Origin of the sequence: Actinoallomurus sp. NPDC052274 (genome assembly GCF_040679475.1) — a bacterium.
GTDB classification, from domain to species: Bacteria; Actinomycetota; Actinomycetes; order Streptosporangiales; family Streptosporangiaceae; genus Actinoallomurus; species Actinoallomurus liliacearum.
Window position 1 is genome coordinate 56,464 of the sequence record NZ_JBFAUT010000011.1, and the last position, 19,057, is coordinate 75,520.

Annotated in this window: 8 protein-coding genes and 1 pseudogene; 3 read left to right on the forward strand and 6 right to left on the reverse strand. The window is 68.6% G+C overall.

Annotation, left to right across the window (positions count from 1 at the left end; genetic code table 11):
• Positions 1 to 31 precede the first annotated feature (31 nt).
• From AB0K82_RS12545 to AB0K82_RS12570, 6 genes and pseudogenes are all read right to left on the reverse strand, one after another.
• Positions 32 to 247 (reverse strand): annotated as a pseudogene (locus AB0K82_RS12545) (DUF2637 domain-containing protein); the annotation flags it as partial.
• Positions 248 to 329: 82 nt separating this feature from the next.
• Entirely contained in the window at positions 330 to 1,190 is an 861-nt protein-coding gene (locus AB0K82_RS12550; protein WP_364395846.1) for a hypothetical protein, read from the reverse strand.
• Positions 1,190 to 2,221, reverse strand: a complete 1,032-nt coding sequence (locus AB0K82_RS12555; protein WP_364395847.1) for an IS481 family transposase — start codon at positions 2,219 to 2,221, stop codon at positions 1,190 to 1,192. The genes AB0K82_RS12550 and AB0K82_RS12555 overlap by 1 nt, the downstream gene beginning before the upstream one ends.
• 665 nt (positions 2,222 to 2,886) lie before the next feature.
• Entirely contained in the window at positions 2,887 to 3,207 is a 321-nt protein-coding gene (gene imm40, locus AB0K82_RS12560) for an Imm40 family immunity protein (RefSeq protein WP_364395848.1), read from the reverse strand.
• Positions 3,207 to 10,097, reverse strand: coding sequence for a polymorphic toxin-type HINT domain-containing protein (locus tag AB0K82_RS12565; protein WP_364395850.1), 6,891 nt, complete (start codon positions 10,095 to 10,097; stop codon positions 3,207 to 3,209). Before AB0K82_RS12565 ends, imm40 begins: the two co-directional genes overlap by 1 nt.
• 97 nt (positions 10,098 to 10,194) lie before the next feature.
• A complete protein-coding gene (locus AB0K82_RS12570) occupies positions 10,195 to 13,830 on the reverse strand; it encodes a LamG domain-containing protein (protein WP_364395852.1) in 3,636 nt (1,211 codons plus the stop codon).
• Positions 13,831 to 14,124: 294 nt separating this feature from the next.
• Between AB0K82_RS12570 and AB0K82_RS12575 the strand changes: the two genes are divergently transcribed.
• The 3 genes from AB0K82_RS12575 (at position 14,125) to AB0K82_RS12585 (ending at position 19,052) form a co-directional block, all read left to right on the forward strand.
• On the forward strand, positions 14,125 to 14,481 hold the full coding sequence (locus AB0K82_RS12575; protein ID WP_364395854.1) for a hypothetical protein: 357 nt from the start codon (positions 14,125 to 14,127) through the stop codon (positions 14,479 to 14,481).
• Between the two features lie 343 nt (positions 14,482 to 14,824).
• Positions 14,825 to 17,905: a hypothetical protein gene (locus AB0K82_RS12580; RefSeq protein ID WP_364395856.1), complete on the forward strand. Its 3,081-nt coding sequence runs from the start codon at positions 14,825 to 14,827 to the stop codon at positions 17,903 to 17,905.
• A 31-nt stretch (positions 17,906 to 17,936) separates the two neighbouring features.
• On the forward strand, positions 17,937 to 19,052 hold the full coding sequence (locus AB0K82_RS12585; RefSeq protein WP_364395858.1) for a GDSL-type esterase/lipase family protein: 1,116 nt from the start codon (positions 17,937 to 17,939) through the stop codon (positions 19,050 to 19,052).
• Positions 19,053 to 19,057 lie beyond the last annotated feature (5 nt).

The following is a 19,057-nucleotide window of genomic DNA, read 5'->3' on the forward strand; positions in this document are numbered from 1 at the left end:
AGTGACCGTCATAGCATCACGGAAGGTCAAAAAGCGGAAGCCCGCCGGCCAACACGAGCGATGGCCAGGAGATCGGCCCGGGCCGGCGGCCGGTGCGCCGGTCGCGTTGGCGTTCGCGGGCGGCCATGACGCAGGTGAGGTCGATGCAGACGGCGATGGCCCAGGCCATCCAGCCGTGCTGTCCGTGCTGGCGGGCGGTGTCGCGGATGTGGGTGAACGAGCCCGCCGCAGCGATCCCGGCCAGCACCTAGGGCCAAAAACGGCCAGACCTGTGTCGGGTCTCATGACCTCTGTGACAGATCCGGTGCGGGAGGTGGGTGACACTCCGGCTAGATGATCTGTTGTTTTTCCTCGGCTGACTGTAGCGGGATCGCTGCCGGAGACGGGTCGGTTTGGTCGCCGGGGCGGGTGGTTCGCCGGGGTGGTTCTGGCTTTCGGGCTTTGAACCGGGTGATGGGTTTGGTGGTGGTGCGGGCGACCTCGGCGAGGACTTGGCCGGCGTGGGTGATGCGGAAGGTCCCGTCGGTGTCTTCGATCGTGACGGTGGCTCTGGCGTGTCTGATGCCGACCTGGATCTTTTGGCCGGCGATGACGAGTTGGCCGCGGCTGCTGACCCGCCGCTGCACTCGCACTGCTTCGCTGGCGGGGTGGGGGTCGTGCCCGGCAGGGCGGGCGTCGCGAATGCGGGCCAGGTCGGTGTCGGTGAGGGGGTTGGGCAGGGTGCGCAACAGTGTGAGCCCGTCGAGGAGGTGCATCACGGTGGCGTCGATGCGGACGGTCACGCGTCGGCCGGCGAATTGGTAGCCGACCGGATGCTGGCGGCCGCCGAGGCTGAGCAGGCCGCAGGCGTTGATGGTGCGGTCGACCTCGAAGGCTTCGTCGTTGCCGGGGCGAGTAGGAGCGGGGGTGGGGGTGATGCGGGTGCCGCCGTTGGCCAGGAGCCGTCGTAGGTGCGCAGGTGTGAGCCGGGAGGGGACCTTCTTGATCCTGGTCCCGGCGGCCAGCAGTTCGACGATGCTGACATCGGCCCGGAAGGTGATGGTGAGGCCGGCGCGGTGGGTGCCGAGCCAGAACTGCTGCCCGCAGACCGCCAGATTCCCCGAGGCCGGGACCACGCGGGTGAACTGGACCGCCAGATCGATTGGGTCGGTCTCGTCCGCCGGCATCACCAGTTCGGCAGGGTCGACCATCACCGGCTCTGGGAGGGTCCCGGCTTCGGGCTCGGGTTGTGAGTCGGTGGGATCAGGGAGGGCTTGCAGGCTGGGGGCAAGCGCAGTGGCAACTGCTCATCGTGGCGGGGTTGGAACCGGTCGGCGGGGCGGTCCATGTTCAGGGCCTGGTGGGGCCGGGTGTGGTTGTAGTCGGTGACGAAGGCGTCCAGGGCTTGCTGGGCGTGGGTGATGCTGGTGAAGGGTCCGTGGTCGTTGAGCAGTTCACGGCGCAGGGTCTGGTGGAAGCGTTCGACTTTGCCGGTGGTGGTCGGTGAGCTGGGGCGGGTCAGCCGGTGAGTGATCCCGTTCTCCCGGCAGATCCGGTCGAACAGCACCTCTCCACCGCGGCCGAACCGGGCGGTGAACTGCTTGCCGTTGTCGGTCAGCAGCTCATCAGGGATTCCGAACCGGCCCAAGGCTTCTGCGAGGGCCAGGCAGACGGCGCGGCCGGTGGGGCGGGCCACCACGGCGGCGATCACGCAGTAGCGGGAGTGGTCATCGACGCCGGTGACGACCTTGCACTCGGTCCCATCGGCCAGGAATACCCCGCCGACGATGTCCATCTGCCACAGCTGCATCGGTTCGGACCGCTGCCAGCGTTTGCAGTCCTCCCGCCGCCGGCCCCGAGGGGTGACCTGGACCAGGCCGTGCCGGACCAGCACCCGGTGCACCGTCGCCCGCGACGGGACCGGTTCCGGGCAGCCCCGGCGGGTCAGCTCCCAGACCAGACGCCGGGCGCCCCAGGAGGGGTGATTACGCCGCAGCTCGCAGATCAGCGCCTCGATCTCGGCAGGTGTCCGGGTCGGTGAGGAACGCGGACGGGACGAACGGTCCGACAGGCCGGCCAGGCCATGGTCGCGGTATCGGCTCAACCACCGATGCACCGCCTGACGCGAGACTCCGAACCGTCCGGCGACCTCGGTGACACTCGCCCCGGACAACACCTGCAGCACGGCTTGATACCGCTGCTCGACCACGCTCAACTCCACCAGCACTCGGCAGAGTGTCACGCACCTCCTGAGCACGATGTGTCACGCAGATCATGAGACCCGACAAAACGGCCAGACCTGCCGGATGAGGACTTTCTCTACGTCTTTAAAGGCGCCCCGCTACGCGGGCCGCCGGCGGCCGACCGGCCCTCGGGCCGGGCCTGCGGCCTCTGCGGGCCGATCCCGGCCCGACCCGGACGACCGCCCAACCAGCACGGAACGCCGATGAAACAGGAGGAAGAGAGCCCTCGGCGGTCCAGCCGTCCCCACGCCGCACCGGTCACGACACCACGAGAAGAACCCAGGAGAATACGACAGTCGCGCCGTAGGCGGTTGCGTACCGCACGGCCTTAGGCGATCGACTGCCGCCCCCGCTTCCGTTCCTCGGGCCGTGAACGGCCCTGCGGTACGGGTCGGGGTTGCCACCGAACTTCCCGGACGCCCCCTGAGAAACGCGGTGATTGTAGAAACCCTACGACTCCTCACACGGCCGACCAGGCTCTGACGGCAACGCTGACGGCAACCGGAGCGCACAACAGCGACCACGGCAGCGTCCTCAGCGCCACAACGACCCCACCAAGCGACTGGCCCTCTCAATGCGAAGGCACTCACAGAGCCGATAGCATATTGCTCAGGAAGCGCCTATATGAGGGAGCAAGATTCTTGCGGAGCATCCTTCACCCACCCTAAGCGATAAACGTTACGTAATACATATCGTCGTCTGGAATTCGCGCAAGGAATTCGCGCCACCGTTCGCTTACGTCTACACTATTTCTCGACTCGCTGAACCAGCTTTCATAGCACGGGGCGAAACCTGCGCTATCCACTTTCCATAGATCGCCGCCGAGGACGGCGATGCCCGCAACGATCAGTGCATCGAACACGTCCTGCGCAGCGGAGGCCGGGAACGCATACTCAGCAGATCCTTCGCTACTCAAGTCTGCAGCACGTTCGTGCAGCCAGCGAGGCAACGTCGCCAGCAGCCTCTCTTGTCTCTCTGAAGCCACTACCTCATCCGCGCGTCAAAGAATCGGTGGTTAATCGAGCCATCCTGTTCGATGATCCAGTGGAACGTCCCTCGCGTTCCATTAATCTCTCCGGGCAGCTTCACATGCATTCTCGGGATTCCGTCACCGCCTCTTACGATGGACGTATCCGCCATGGTTGGCAAACTGTCAATCATCGCAGGAAAACCGTGATTATCGCCGCTTTCAATCTGAGCCTTCACCTTGGAGGTGTAGTTCGTTCCGTCAAGAGGATTCCGATCGAGAATGTTCGGATCGCCCTCGACATGATCCGTAACAGTGCCTTGGCTGTCGACCGAGAAACGTGCCGTCCCGCAGTTATGCACCAAGACAGGCGTGGTGCCTGCTTCTACATAGTAGGTGTGAAGCTCGGCGATTGTCAGATCCCGCACCGTGGGGTGATCAGATCGTCGAGCGATACTGATCACACGTAGCGTCTTGCCTTGTGGCGTGCGGAGCTTGACCTTGGCGGTGAGTTGGTCTGCCCTCGTCCAGGTGTGCTCGGTCTCATTCCAGAACGTGTGGTGCTCGGTAGCGACGATTACACCCGTGCGGTGGCCGTGTCGCCCGTCGGTGTCGACGGTGATCCGGACCAGGCTGGTGTAGTTGGTGCCCCCGAATGCGGCGATGACAGGCTCGGAAGTGGTCTTGCCGGTCTTCGGGTCCGTGGCGAGGACCTCTTCCCCGACCTGGACGTCCTCGATGTTCTTGTACTTGCCGTTCGCTAGGAGGACCTTCGTGCCTGACACGAAGCTGTTGACGCCGACGCACCCGCCTGAAGGCCTCACCGAAGGGCTGGATACCACGCCCTCCTCCTCCGCCCGCAGGGCGGCGCGCACGCCGGTGCGTAGGCCGGCTCGCAGGCCGGCGCGCATGGCGGCTCGCGCCGCGCCCGCGCCGCCGAGGACGATCGGGGCGTACCTGACCACCAGGCGGGTGACCTTGTACTCGGGCGCGGACGTGTCACCGCCGAGGGGGATGTGGGTCTCGGGCGGCGGGTGGTAGGTGTTGTCGTTCGCCACACCGCACTGGGTCTGGACGCCCTCGGCGCAGCCGAGAGAGGCCGCGCCGCCCACCAGCAGCGAGGGCATCTGCTCTATCACGCGGGACGAGCTCACCCATACGTCGACGCCTTCGTCGATCGTGGCGTTGAAGATGTTCTTGGCATGACAGAACCAGTTGCACGAATGGTGGGCGACGGAAGTGCCGCCACCTCCACCGCCGCTTCTGTCACCAGGGAAGGTTCCGCTCGGACAGCTGTATTTGCAGCCGCTGCCGAGGCCCCGAGTTTTGCCATGTGGTTCGGGCATGTCGCTCGGGTACATCAGGCCGCTTGGGTCGGAGTTGGTCGCGGGGTTGTTGCCGGCGTACGCGTAGCCGTTCCACGACTGCGGATTTCCGGCGTCGAACACCGGGTCCACGGAGATGAACCGGCCGGTGGCGGGGTCGTAGTCGCGGGCACCCAGATGGGTGAGGCCGTCGGACTCGATCGTTCCTCCGACGAAGCCCTTGTCGTTCGGCCAGACGCCGCTCGGGTCGCCGCGGAATCGGCCGAACGGGTCGAAGCGTCGTTGGGACATCGTCTGGTCGCCGGCGCTGATGGCCAGGTCGGCGCTGCCATGCGGGTCCGCCGACAGGAACTGCACGCCCGCGCTGGTGCGCATCGCCACGGTGGTACCGCCGTGGGTGTAGTAGCGCGTGGCCGCCACCTGGTTCGTGGCCTTGTCCAGGCGGAGTTCCATGCTGGGCAGGTACAGGGTGGTGGCGCCGGGCTCGCGGCGCAGGAAGCGGCCGCCGTCGGCGTCGTAGCCGTACGTGGTGGTGCCGCTGGTGTCCGTGCTGGTCGCCAGGTGTCCTTCGCCGTCCCAGGTCAGGTCCTGGGCGGCGGCACCGATGCCGCGGTGGGTGATGTCGCCGGCCGCGTCGTAGGAGAAGCTGTCGGTGCGGTTCCCGGCGGCGCCCGTCTGGTCGATCGAGGCGAGTTGGTGCTGGCCGTGGCCCGGGTCGGGGTAGTGGTAGGTGCGGGTCGTGTCGGTGCCGACGCCGACGCCGTGCTGGACCTCGCTGGTCCGGTTACCCGTGAGGTCGTAGCGGTAACTGCTCCAGTACGGGGCCGGGCCGCCCAGGGCGTTGCTCGCGGGATCGGTGTCGCACCCACCGGTGGGCGTCCACGCCTCGGTGAGACGTCTCTGGTAGTCGTACCGGAAGCACTGGCTGTCGGTGCCGGCCCGGGACCGGTCGGTGATCGAGGTGACGTTTCCGGCGTCGTCGTACCCGTACTCGGCGTCCCGGTCGGTCCCCGCGACGTCCTCCCGGTTCACGCGTGACTCGTTGAGACGCTGCGTCCCGTACTCGTACCCGTAGGTCAGCCAGGTCTTCTTCCCACCGGTGGACAGTTCGTACTGCTGGGGTCTGCCGGTCGGCGAGTAATCGGACTTCGTGACGTACTTCGTCGTCCCGGTCGTCGTCGTCGGTCGGCCGAGGTCGTCGTAGGAGTAGACGACGGCCTCGTTGGGAAGGCCGCCGGTCGCCGGAAGGCCGAGGGACTGCGGGGTGTTGTCGAGGTTGTAGCGGGTGTCGTACTGGTAACTACCCGCGAGCTTCTCCTCCCCCGGCACCGAGGGGATCGTGAAGGTCGTCCGGAGGGGCCGGTTGAGGTTGTCGTACTCGTTGATCCTGCTGACGTAGTTCTGGCCGCCGACCGTGCGGGTCGTGCTGGTCAGTTGGCCCTTGCGCAGCGTGTCGTACAGCCACGACGTGAGCACCGGGCCGGTCGCCGAGCCTTCGCGCTCCTCGGTCTTGCGGCCGATCGGATCGTAGCCGTAGAAGAGCTTTTTGCCGCGGGCGTCCTCGGTCGACGTCACCTGGTCCAGGTCGTCGTAGGTGGTCTTCGTCGTGCCCTTGTCCGGGTCGTCGCTCTCGATCTCCCGGCCGCGCAGGTCGTATTTGTGGCGCCACTCGTTGCCGGCGGCGTCGGTCAGCGTGTCCGGCTTGCCGGACGGGAAGTAGGTGTACTTCGTGGCGTCGTAGTCGCCCGTCGGGCCCTCGCCCTTGTACTGGCGGACCTCGACCGTCTGGCCCCGGGCGTCGGTGATGGTGGTCGTCGGTGTGCCGCCGTGCGGCGGGTCGACCGAGACCCGGTCGCCCGAGTAGGTCGTCGTCGTGCGCCACTTCTCCTGGAGGTCACCGTTGCCGGCCAGGAGCCGCTGCGTGGTGACCCGGCCGAGCCCGTCGTATTCGTAGGCGGTCTGCGACTCTACGTTTCCGACCTTGTCGACGCCGTACAGCGTCGCCGTCGGTGCACCCTCGCCGTAGTACGGCGCGTACGTCCGCGTGATCTGTCCTTGCGCGTCGTAGAAGGTGTCGGCGAGCAGGCGGCCACCGTCGGGACCGGGCGACTGGGTCTGCCGGATGCGCAGTTGACCGTCGTAGATCTGATAGCTGGTCTTCTGGCTGCCGTCGTTGTTCAGGGTCCGGGTCTCGATGGTGGCGGGGGCGTCCTTGGTGATCAGGTAGCCGTACTGGAGGTTCGGGGTCTGTTTGTTCGCCTTGGAGCGGTTCGGCAGCCAGACCTTCGTGAGGCGGCCGAGCGCGTCGTACTCCAGGTCGGTGACCTTGCCGCCCTCGTCGGTCGTGGAGGTCGGCAGGTTCCAGGCGGGGTCCAGCACGCTGCTGGTCTTCATCGCGGTCGACGTGTCACCCGGCTTGACGGGCGGTCCGATCACCGTGGATCCGGTGGGCAGGCCGGTCGCGGGCGTGTAGGTCGTGGTGGTCGTGTGGCCCGCGACGTCCGTGCTGGTCAGGGGCCGGCCGTAGCCGTCGTACGTCATGGTCTCGCCGGTCACGTACTTCGGCGTGGAGCCGTCGTAGTCGGCGACCTTCTCGGTCTTCGTCACGTCGCCTTGGGACGGCGCGGCGCCGAAGGCCCCGTTGTCGTAGTACGTGCGGACGTCTCCGAGTACCTGCCCGGGCCGGTCCACGGTGCTGCCGCACTTGACGGCGACGGTCTCCACCCGGCTGGGGAAGTCGCGCATCCACGCGTCGTTGTTCATCGCGTAGTCGGTCGTGATGCAGCGGTCGTCCTTGCCGGTCGCCGTGTCGCCCTGGTCGTCCACCTGGGTCGGGAGGCCGGTCGTGTCCTCATAGGTGTTCTTGACCAGCGTTTCGCGCGGAGCCCTTCCTCCGTCGAGGGTGGTGAGCGTCCGGGTGCTCGCGGTACCGGTGAGGTCGGCGGTCGTGGTGCCCCAACTACGGACGCGTTCGGCGGTCTGGTGCGTCCAGATCGTGTTGATGGTCTTGGACGCCACGTCGCCGCCCGGTTTCAGGTAGGCGGTCGTCTTGAACTCGAAGCCCTGACGGGCGTCATCGTCCGGGTAGGTGCCGCCCTCGCCGTCGGTGACCGTGACGTTCTTCTTACCGCCGTCCTTGTTCAGGCGGTCCCCGTTCATGCCGCGGAAGTACTGGTGGTCGGTCTGCGTGCGCATGTCGTTCCAGCCGCCGGACTGTTCGCGCACCAGGGCGTAGCCGCGCCACTGCGACCAGGTCTTGTACTTCTCCTTGGTGATGCCGTCATCGTCGTCGAAGTGCCAGGCGGCCCCGCCCTGGTAGTCGTAGTTCGTCACCGTGTCCGGCGCGTGGGCGGTCCGGTCCGACTGCACGACCTGCTCGACGACGTACTTGTGGAACCAGTCGAGTTTCGGATCCTTCGTGCCGTCCGGGGGCACCCAGTAGGTGGGGAAACAGCGCGACGTGTTGGTCTCCGGCGTCGGCAACGCGTCCGCCATGCACTGCTGGTGGGAGTAGTTGACGTCGAGTTGGCCACCGGATTCGTCGAAGATGGTGCCGAGCCGGTACTTGACGTACGGGCCGACGTCGTCGCCGAGCTTGTCGACCCGGTTGGGCATCTGTACGTGGTTGAAGGTGACGGCCGGCAGCGTCACGGGGGTCACCCCGTTCTCCATGCCCGCGAGACCCTTGTGGGTGATGGACTGGAGCAGCAGGTCGCGGTCGACGTCCGCCATGCCCCAGCCATGGGCCAGCTCCCACGAGTCGACGTTGTGGTAGCCGTCCGACTTCAGGATCTGGGTCGTCACCTTCGTGAGACGCTTGCGCGTCCAGAAGGTCGGTGCCGCCCTGATCACGTTGAGGTCCTTGTTCTCGCACTTGGCCCCCTCATCGCAGTTCTGGTCCCAGGGGACGTCCCACCAGTAGTCCGGCTTGTGACCGATCTTGGCCGGGTCGCAGTCGAAGTCGGCGTCGGGGATGCAACGCTCGGAGGTGCCGAAGTCGACTCGGGCTGGCGGCTGCGCGAACAGGTTGCCGTCCGAGCGCAGGCCGTACTCGATGTGGTCGAGATAGCCGCCTCGCTCGTACGAAGTGCCGTCCTCGGGCTTGAGGTCGCGCGCGTACCGGTTCGTCTCGGGCGTGTAGTAGTAGGCGATGGCGTCGTGATGCGGATCGACGACGTAGTCGAGGTTCCACCGCCATGCCTGCCGACACCACGAGTCGGCGAAGGTGTCCTTGTGGCAGGGCTCCCCGGAGTCGTTGCCGAAGACCGGCACCGTCCAGGTCGACTTGGTCTCCGGCTTGCCGCTGGTCCAGCCGGGGAGGCGGTTCTGCCCGAAAAAGTACTGGGTACCGTCGGTCGTGGTGACCTTCCAGTACTCGCCGTCGTCGTCCCCGTTGCCGGTCGCGGTGCTGGTCAGCTTCTCCACGCGCCAGCCAGGGTCGCCGCGCAGCCGCCACTTGCCGTTGCCCGCCGGGATCAGCTCTCCGGCTTTTCCGTTGAGGCTGATCGTGGCGTTGTCGTACGCCCAGCACTCGTCGGCGGGCTCGTTGCTGTCCGTCTTGGGCGCACCGTCGTCGCCGCAGGACTTGTAGCGCCGTTCGATGTAGCCCGACCAGAGGTCGAATCCCTCGCCGACCCATGACGGCTGGTTGTTGGTGTTCGATGTCCGGCCGTCGACGCTGCCCGAGGAATAGCCGATGGCGAGCTTCGGCTCCAAGTTGCCGGGGACGGTCGGGACCCGGAGGGGATAGGACCAGGTGAAGTCCCCGGTCTGCATGCCGACCTGCCAGGTGGCCGAGGCGGCGAGCGATGTCGCCTTGTAGTCACCCTTGTCGCTGGACGCTCCGGCGGCCGCGGCCAGCACGGTCGCGCCGGTGCCGGCCGGTGCCGCGTCGACGTCGGCCGTCAGCCGCTTGGCCTCGGTGTCATTCCGCGTCGCCAGTGGCTTACCCCGGCGGCAGTCCGCGCGCTCGGGCGTCGTGAGGGCACAGGCGGGGAGTTGAACGAGCCGCAACCGCGCTCCGTACGAGCCACCGAAGGCGTTCACGAAGCCGGAGTAGTCCAGCTGAACACCGACGCGGTCGGTGACCGCAGCGGAGTCGGTCCGGGCGACCATGAGCACGGGACCGGTGAGGCCGATCTGCTGAGCGGTCTTCCGGTCGAGTACCCGTACCTTGACCTTGGCGGGCCCGCTCTGGGCCGCCACCGACGTGGCCGATGACCTCGTCGGCACGCTCACCCAGACCGGAAGCCTGCCGGCCTTCACCGGAGAGGAGGTCTGCGCCCGTCCGGTCGCAGGCCGCGCGTCGGGCACCGTGACCTCCGCCGTGCCGGACTCAGGCCAGGTGGCCTTTGGCGGCTCGTGCCGCCGGGTCGCGGGATCCGGCGTGCGGGGACGCGTCTTGACGTCGTGTCCCTTGACCTTCCGGTCGGTGTGCTGAACGCTCGGCCGGCCCGTGCCGTCATCGGCGTGAGCGGGAAGGGCCGGGGCCAGAGCCGCTATGACCGGCACCGCCATGGCCAGCGCGATCCGACGCCGGAACCGGCCCGACCCGAGTCGCGAGATCGCCACTCGCTTGCGCACGTTGTCCTCCGAAAGGCCGTGCCGCGCCCACGCGGCGGCCGACAGGGTGGGCTCAGATAGGGATGAATAGTCAGAGGGAGGTGCCGGCGGTGCCTCGTCAGGAGGTGTCCGTGGGCAGTTCGGTGCCGTTGGTCAGCTGTTGGATGTGCTCGTCGTCGAGGACGCCGTTGAAGGCCCAGACATCGTCGATCACGCCGGGCCAGTACTCGCCGTAGGCGCCGTCCGTCTTGGTCCGGCCGATCTGGAAGGCCTTCAGGGCGTCGAACGCGAGGGTGTTGTCGCGGTGGGAGACGTTGTCGCCGACCTCCATCAGGTCGCCGTTGACGTACAGCCGTACCTGATCGGCGAAGGCGTCGTAGACGATCGCGACGTGGTCCCAAGAGCTGTCGGATTGGAAACTGGAATTGGCGGCCGTCTGATGGACCGCGCCTGCCTCGTCCTTGTCGGGCAGGTCGACCTCATAGCCACCGGCCTCTTCGGGATCCTGAGGGTCGGGCGCGTAGCGGAGCGTGAAGCCGCTGTTGACGTTGCCCTCCTGGCTGAAGATCGCGGCCTTGCGCGTCGGGCGTCCGGCGGTCTGCACCCATCCGGCGACCGTGAAGCTCTGGTCGGTGTGCAGCACCGGCACCGAGGTGGCGGCGTAGTCGCCGTCGCCGTCGAGGACCAGGCCGCCAGGCGGGTTGCCCACCCAGCCCCCGCCCTGGTCGACGTAGGCGTTGCCGGACAGGATCGCGTGCCTGCCGTAGGCCGTGTCGTCGGCGGCGGCGACCGTGGAGGCCGGCGTGCCGCCGGCGAGCAGCACGGCCTCGGAGTCGGTGACGGCCTGATCGAAGATGCGGACGTCGTCCACATCGCCGTTCCAGTAATTCGAGGCGGAGTAGGCCGCCTTCGACCGATGCCGACCGACGTTGACCGGTCCGGTCGAGGCCCAACTGTTAGGTTGATCTGTCGTCTGCTGGAGCTTTCCGTCGACGTAGAGGCGAATCTTCTTGGCGTCCGCGTCGTAGACGCCGACAAGATGCGTCCAGCCGTTCAGGGCCGGTGCCTGCGTGGACTGAGCCCGGATCACCGTCGGCGCGTCCGCGTCCGGCGTCTGCATGTTGAAGATCCACCGGTCGTAGAAGCTGGAGTAGTACAGCACGAACGCGCTGTTGCGGCTGCCCTCCTGGCCCGCGATGACGGGCGTGCCGGTCTTGCTAGCGAGCTTGGCCCAAGCGGAGATCGAGAAGCTCTTGGTCGTATCGACGACCTGGCCGGACGTCGCCAGATAGCCGGTGGAGCCATTGAGGTGGAGTGCCTTGCCGACCTTGCCGGCCCCGCCGAAGATCACGCCTCCGTGCGCGCCTGCGGGGAAGGTGCCCTGTGCGTCCTCGGCGCGCGTGGCCCCCGCCGCCTCGTCCAGCTTCCAGTAGGCCTTGGCCGTACGCAGCGCGGAGGTGGAGTCATTGAACTTCCAGCGCGCCGCGACCACGGGCCGCTGGGTGAAGAGATCCTTCGCCTCCTCGCCGGTGACGACCCGGTCGAAGACGCGGATGTCGTCGAGGTCCCCGGCCCAGTAGTCATCGCGGTTGCCGTTCCACAGAGTCTGTCCGATCTGGAAGGGGCCCTCCGCTTTCCAGGCGGTCGGGCAGGATACGGTCTGCGCGAGCCGCCCGTTGGCGTACAGCGACATCGTCTTCGCGACGGCGTCGTAGACCCCGACCAGGTGTGTCCACTGGTTCAGCTGCGCCGTGGCCGAATACGCCGCGTACCAGTTCGGGTCGCTGTCACTGTCGGCTCCCGCCCGGCCAAAGCCCCAGCGAATCGGAGTGGAACCCGACGCGGCTCGCAGGTCAAAGAAGAAGCCCCCCTTCCGGCTGCCGAGCTGAGTCGCGATGGTGCCGTGATGACTACCGTCCACCGCACGCGCCCAGGCCGAGACGGCGAAGCTCTTACTCGTATCGATCAGCGGTCCGGACGTCGCGGCGTAGGCGTCCGTGCCGTTCAGCTGCATGGCGGTCTTCGTGACGCCGTCCACGCCGAGCGTCGCACCGCCGTGGACGTCGGCCGGAATGGGATCCGGATCCGTGGTGGCGCCCGGCTCCTTGCGAACGCCGGCCATGACCTGCCCGGAGTCGATGGCCTCATCCAGGTTCCAGGTGGCCTTCGGGTCAGAACCCGCTTTGACCTTGAACTCGTAGTCGGCGATGACGCTGTTGCTGTTGGCCGCGTTCCACGTCTGGACGAACAAACGGTTCATCCCCGCATGGGTCGGCATGAGGTTGATGGAGACCGGTCCACCGGTGACCGCGGGTTTGACCTCATTGGCCGCAGAGGGAGCAGCGTTCAGGCCGTACCAGTACTTCGTCACGTCCTTCGAAGGCGACGTGACGGTGAAGGTCCCGTACTTCCCGACCCCGTCGGTCCATTGTTCATCCGCGTTCTCGGGATCCGACTTCGGATAGTCGGTTGAGGAGACCGTAGGGGGCTCTGGCCTCGTCGAGTCATACACGAAGTAGCAGCCGGTGGCGTTTCCGGCGTAGCTCCACGCGCTGTAGCTCGTTCCGTCGTACGCCCGGACGTGCCACTCGATCAGCGTGTTCTGGGGGATCGTCTCCGGCAACGTCACGTAGAAGGTGGATCCGCTCTTCTTGGGGCCGATGAGACTGGAGGTCCAGCGCGTCCCCCAGCCCGATCCGTCGTCCCACGAGGCCTGGAACTGCGCGGAAACCTTGTTGGCGTCCTCATCGTCCGGATCAGTAAGGATCGCCTTGGCAACCGGACGCTTGTTCACAGCCGGGCGGCCACTGCCGGACGTGCAGATACCCCCTGGGTCCATCGAGAGATTGCTCATCTTTGGCTGTGGCGGAGGCGTGTTGTAGTGCACGCGCAGGTCGGCATCGTCGGCGAACCGTTTCCAGCCGAGTTGGTCGTCCTCGTGCGTCGCCCGCAGCCCCAGCGTCAGGGTCGACCAGCCGCCCTGGGCCGCCTCTTTCATCGCCGATGTGGCGTCGAATATGACGTCACCCGCCGGACAGCCCGGATAGCCCTTGGCCACGTCCTTCGAGTCGAGCTTCTTCAGCCAGTTGTCGTCGGTCGAACTCCAGGTCGAGGAGGTCGTGAACGCCTTCGTCTTCCACAGTTCGACCGACCGACCATCGCAGCTGGGGGCGAAGGTCTCCTTGATCTGGAACTCGGCCGAGAGGATGGTCTTGCCGCCGAACCCGCTGGTCGGCATCCGGTAGAACAGGCGTTTGATATGAGGGGACCCGCAGTCGTAGGTGTAGCTGTACGGGCAGTAGCCCATCCCCTCGTCGTTCTTGAAGTCGTAGGCCTTCCAGCCTCCGCTGCTGACCATCAGCCAGTGCGTAGCGGTCTTGTTCCGGTAGACCGGGTCGATGTAGACCGGGAAGGTCGTCGCCGGGTCGCTCAGCAGCTTCTGGTCCGGGGTGAGCGTCACCGCGTCCCTGGTCACGTCGATGTCCACCGACGCGCGGTGCGTCGCACCGCCGGGCCCGTCGCCGGGATCTCCGGTGGCCGACCGCGCCTTCGCGGCAGTGTTCGCCGTGGCCGAGTCTTTGGCCGAGTCCCACATGAGCGGCTGCTGCGCCTCGAAGACCGTGCCACCGCCCCCCGCGTCGACCGCTCGAAGGCCGCCCTCGGTGTCCTCTTGAAGCGCGACCCCTGTCGTCGCCGTGGCGAACTTGAGCTTCGCGAGTTGGGGATCCTGCGCGGCGTCTCGCGTCTTGACCACAAGAACGTGCGAGAAACCATCGGCATCTGCATGCAATTGGAGGTCGACTCCGGCGATGACGTCCTTATAGGTGGCCGTAGAGCCGTTCAACACGGGAGTGGGAAGAGGAGTCGGCCACGATAGTGACAATTTCCGGCCAGCTCGCATCATCGTCGCCATCGGCCCGCTTCCGCCACCGGAGAATGTCAAGTCCATCGTTGACGCCGTCGGCGCGATGAGGCCGTCCGCCCGCTTGGTCAGCGTGGTGTCGAGATCAACCCACGCGCCATTCCGTCTGGTGCGTACCGGACGCAGGTGCTCGACGGCCTCGAACGAGCCATCAGGCTGCGCGTACACCTCGCGGTTCTCGCCCAGAAGGGACCCGACCTCCACCTGTTTCCCGGAGTCGCGTGCCTGCCGGACGGCCTCCGCCGCACCGGCCCGAACCTCGCGGGCGCCATTTCCGTCGGCCGCCCGAGCATGCGACGACTCCAGAGGTGGGGAATTGACCAGCGTGACCGTCAGAATCATTGCCAGGGCACCGGCAAGGCGTCTACGTCGGCCGCCGGCCTTTCGTCTGCTGGTCACATTTCTCCCATGCGTAAAGGCAAGGTAAAGGTCCGGACGGACCGTAACATCGGCAAGATCAACAGAACAGACGGTAAGGTGTGAGGTAAATCACCGACGACGTTGCGTTACTCAACTGGTACGGCCGTTCATCTGCAGCGATTCGACAGAAGGAGAAGGGCGCGGCCGGGTGTGGCCAGACACAGACCGCCGCAGGCGACACGCATCGCTCTCCACACAACACAGACAGCGATCGGACTCACCGGAGAATCGACCGGTCGATTCCACCAGCGTTCGCGACTTTCACGACTCGACCGGTCGTTGGAGCAGGACACCGGGGACAAACGGGACCGCCATGACCACTTTGCCCCGATAAGATCTGGCCACGACACTCTGCGTGGAGGTCGGGTGGGGGTCGCCCTCGCGGCGATGGACGGAAAGGGTGCGCGTGGCCGGGCAGAAGCCGCCGGACGACGATCCGAACAAAGAGCCTCCGTCCGACGATCAGTGGTCGCCTCCTCCCCCGCCGCCTCCGGCCTGGGGGCCGGATCCGGCCCAGCCGCCGCTGCCGCCCTGGGCCGTGCCTCCCGCGCCCCCGTACGGCGCTCCGCCGCAGGGCCTGCCCGGTTCGCCGCCGTACGCGCCACCGCAGCCGCCCCAGGAGCCGTACGCCCCGCCGCACCCGCCGCAGGAGCCGTACGCCCCGGCGCAGCAGCCGCAGCCGCCGTACGCGCCGCCGCAGGAAGAGCCCCTGCACTTCGGCCGGCCTCCCCAGGACGCCCCGCCGGAGGCACCGGCGGACGAACCTCTGGACTTCGGCCCGCCTTCTCCCCAGGGCTCCGCGCCGGAGGCACCGGTGGAGCCGCAGGACGACATACCGCAGCAGCCGCCGGAGACACAGGAGTGGGAGCCGGCGGACGATCCGTGGCGGATCCCGCCGCAGCCGGTGTGGGACCCGGCCGTCGAGCCCTCCCCCGCCGTGCCCGCGCCTCCCTCGCCTCCGTACGGACCGGGCGGGCAGGAACCGCCCGAGCCGCGCTTCCCCGCCTACGGCCCGGGCGAGTCGACCGCGCTGGATCTGCCGCCGTCCGCGATGGCCCCCCGGTCGACCCCACGACCGCCCGGTGCCCCCGAGCGCGATCCGCGGACGTCCGGCGAGCACCGGTCCGTCACGTTCGATGAGCCGTGGCGTACGGAGACGCCCGGCCGGACGGGTCGCCGGGTACCGCTGCGGCCGATCCTGATCGGCGTCGGGGGCGTGGTGGTCGCCGGGCTGGTCGCCGGTGGCGTGTACGTCCTCACCGGCACGGACAAGGGCTCCGCGCCGAAGACACCGGCGGCCCAGCTCGCGGGCCGTATCTTCGCCCCCGACCCGGCGGCCGGCACGGACGGGCGGGATCAGGAGCTGCTCGGGGTCGCGTCGTCGGGTTCGACGGTGGTCGCCATCGGCGGCGAGGCCGACACCGCGGACTACCGGGCCGAGTTCCTCTACTCGACCGACGGCGGGCGCTCCTTCCGCCTCGCCGGGCTGCGCACGACCGACGGCGCCGAGCCCGCGTACGGCGACGTCCCACGGGCGATCGCCGGATCGGGCGGCGGCTGGGTCGCCCTCGGCGGCTCGCACACCGGGACTGCCGTGTGGACGAGCAAGGACGGCAGCACCTGGGTCCGCCAGCCGGACACGGCGGGCGCGTCCTTCGGCCGGGACCGGATCGCCCGGGTCGCGCGGACCGCGAGCGGCTTCGTCGCCATCGGTGAGACCTCGCAGAAGGGCGACTACAGCGACGCGGTGCCGGTCGTCTGGCTGTCCGCGGACGGCCGGAACTGGGAGCGGCTGGGCAACGACCAGCTCAAGATGTCACTGTCCGGCGGTCCACTGTCCCTCGTCGACGTCGCCACCGTGGGGAACACCGCGATCGTCTACGGGTGGACGACCGACGGCAAGGGCCGGGTCGTCAAGGACGCCGTGTGGCGGTCCGCCGACGGCGGCCGGAACTGGGAGTCGGTCGACGTCCCGCACCCGAAGGGCACCGCCGGGCCGGGCATCGCCATCGGGGCGACGTCGCGGGGCTTCGTCGCCGGCCGGAACGGCAGTTCCAAGTCGGAGCGGTACGGCGTGATCATGACGTCCGCCGACGGTAAGCAGTGGCAGACCGCCGGGGAGATCCATCTGCCCGGCTACGGCGGTCTGCAGCGGTTCGCCGGATTCGACAACGGCGTGGCCGCCCTCATCGGCGGCGACCGGAAGGTGCTGCTGGCGCGCAGCCCGGACGGACGGGCCTGGCAGAACGCCGGGGAGGTGCCGACGCCGTCGAGCGTCTCGATCCAGGGCATGGCGGTCACGGCGGGCGCGACCATCGTCGCCGGTCGCGAGGCCGGTGCCAAGGACGCCGACGCGGTCCTCTCAGTCCGCGACGCCCAGGGGCAGGAGATCGCCGTCGATCCCACCCGGATCGCCGGAGCGGTCCAGCCGGATCAGGCGTTGACGGCGGTCGCGACGGGTTCCCGGCTCAGCGTCGCGGTGGGCAGCACGAACGGTGACGCCGCGGTCTGGACGTCGGCCGACGGCCGGCGCTGGAGCCGGGGACAGGCGGCCGGCCAGGCGCTCGCCCGGCCGGGCAAGCAGCGCCTCATCAGCGTGGTGTCGGGCAACGCGGGCTGGCTCTCCGTCGGGTTCGACACGACGCGCCCGCTGATCGTCGCCTCCGAGGACGGCACGACGTGGCGGGCGGTCGACGGCGGGAAGGCGTTCGAGCCCGGGGACGCCGACCACGTCGCCACGTACGCGGCGACGGTCGGGCCGGCCGGCTACGTGATCGTCGGCGAGTACGGCTCCTCGGCGGGGACCTGGCATTCGACCGATCTCAAGACCTGGGATCGGGGCGCGGGTCCGGACCTCACCGGCGACCAGCAGGCCAATCGCTGGATGCGCGGAGCGGTCGGCGGCTCGTTCGGCTACGTCGCGGTCGGCGGGCTGAACGATCCGGCGGTCAAGGACGGCCCGAGGGGCAGGCCGGCCGCCTGGACGTCGACGGACGGGAAGAAGTGGACGCTGCACCAGGTGCCGCTGCCGTCCGGCGCGCTGGAGGCGTGGTTCGACAAGGTCGCCGCCGTGGGCAACGTGGTCGTCGCCACCGGATCCGCCGCGACGACCTCCGGCCGGAGGGCGTTCGCGTTCGTCTCCCCCGACGGCGGCGCCTCCTGGCAGGAGGTCCGGCTGCCGGCCGCCGGCCCGGACGGTCCGGACTCCAGCGACCGTAACTCGATCGTCACCGCCGCGACCGCGACCCCCCGGGGCTTCGTCGTGACCGGCGCCGGGGGGCGGCTGGGACGCTCGGACGTCGTGCTGTGGACCTCCCGCGACGGGCGCTCGTGGACCGCGCAGACGCCCCAGGGCACCGGCCTGTCCGAGCGGGGTGACCAGTGGCTCACCGGGATGACACCGCTGGGCGGCGACCTGCTCGCCGTCGGGGTCAGCGCCGATCACAAGGGCGAGCAGCCGACACTGTGGCGGAGGCCGTTGCCGTGAGGTTCGCGACGCCGATGCGGGCCGCACGGTCGTGACCGGCCGCCTCCGGACCGCCGTGGCGGCCGTGGCGAGCGCGTGTCTGCTCGTCACGGCGACGGCGTGCGTGGAGGCGAGATCCCGTGCCACGACGGAGCCCCGCCGTCCCGCTCCGGTCGCGACGCCCCGGCCGCCGCTACGGATCATGCCGCTCGGCGACTCGATCACCGACGGGCTGCAGACGCTCGGCGGTTACCGCACCGACCTGTGGCAGTACCTGACGGCCGACGGCAGGTCGGCCGACTTCGTGGGGTCACGGGCGACCGGTCCCCCGCAGCTCGGCGACCGCAACGAGGAGGGCCATCCCGGGTGGCGGATCCACCAGCTCACCGTGCGCGTACGGGAGTGGCTGCGCGTGTACCGCCCCGACGTCATCCTCCTGCACATCGGCACGAACGACGTCATCCAGCGCAGCGCGCTGCCCCAGGCTCCGGCGCGGCTCGCGGCGCTGGTGGACCTCATCACCGCGACGCTGCCGAACGCCCAGGTGTACGTCGCCACGATCGTGCCGCTGGCCGCCCCGGCCGGCGACCGGCTCGCCCGCCGGTACAACGCGGCGATCCCGGGGATCGTCTCCGCGCGGGCCGCTCAGGGCCGGCACGTCCACCTCGTCGACATGCACGCGGCGCTCACCAAGGCCGACCTGTCCGCCGACGGGATCCATCCGACCGACGGGGGCTACTCCAAGATGGCGGCGCGGTGGTACGCGGCGCTGACCGGCGTCCCGATGACGCGCTGGGAGGCGGAGGCGCCGGCGTACACCACGATCAACGACGGGGAGCGGCTGACCACGACACGGGCGTCGGGCAACGGCAAGGCCGGGTACCTGGCCGCCCCGGAGAGCTACCTGGAGTTCGCGCTGCCGCTGCCGAGCGGCGGGCGCTACCGGATGTACGTGCGCGCCGCCGACGGCATGGACGCCCCGTGCGGCCAGACGCTCTCGGTCAACGGCCGGCCGCAGGGACGGCTGCTCTACCGCCCGTACGGCTGGGACCAGTGGACCATCAACGCGATCGACGTGTGGCTGAACGCCGGCCGGAACACGATCCGGTTCAGCCGGCAGACCTGCAGCGCGGAGATCGACGCGATCGATCTGGCGCCCGCCCGCTGACCCGC

Bases quoted from the DNA above. Each gene is read 5' to 3' on its own strand.
- AB0K82_RS12550 (WP_364395846.1), bottom strand. From the start codon at position 1,190: ATGGTCGACCCTGCCGAACTGGTGATGCCGGCGGACGAGACCGACCCA.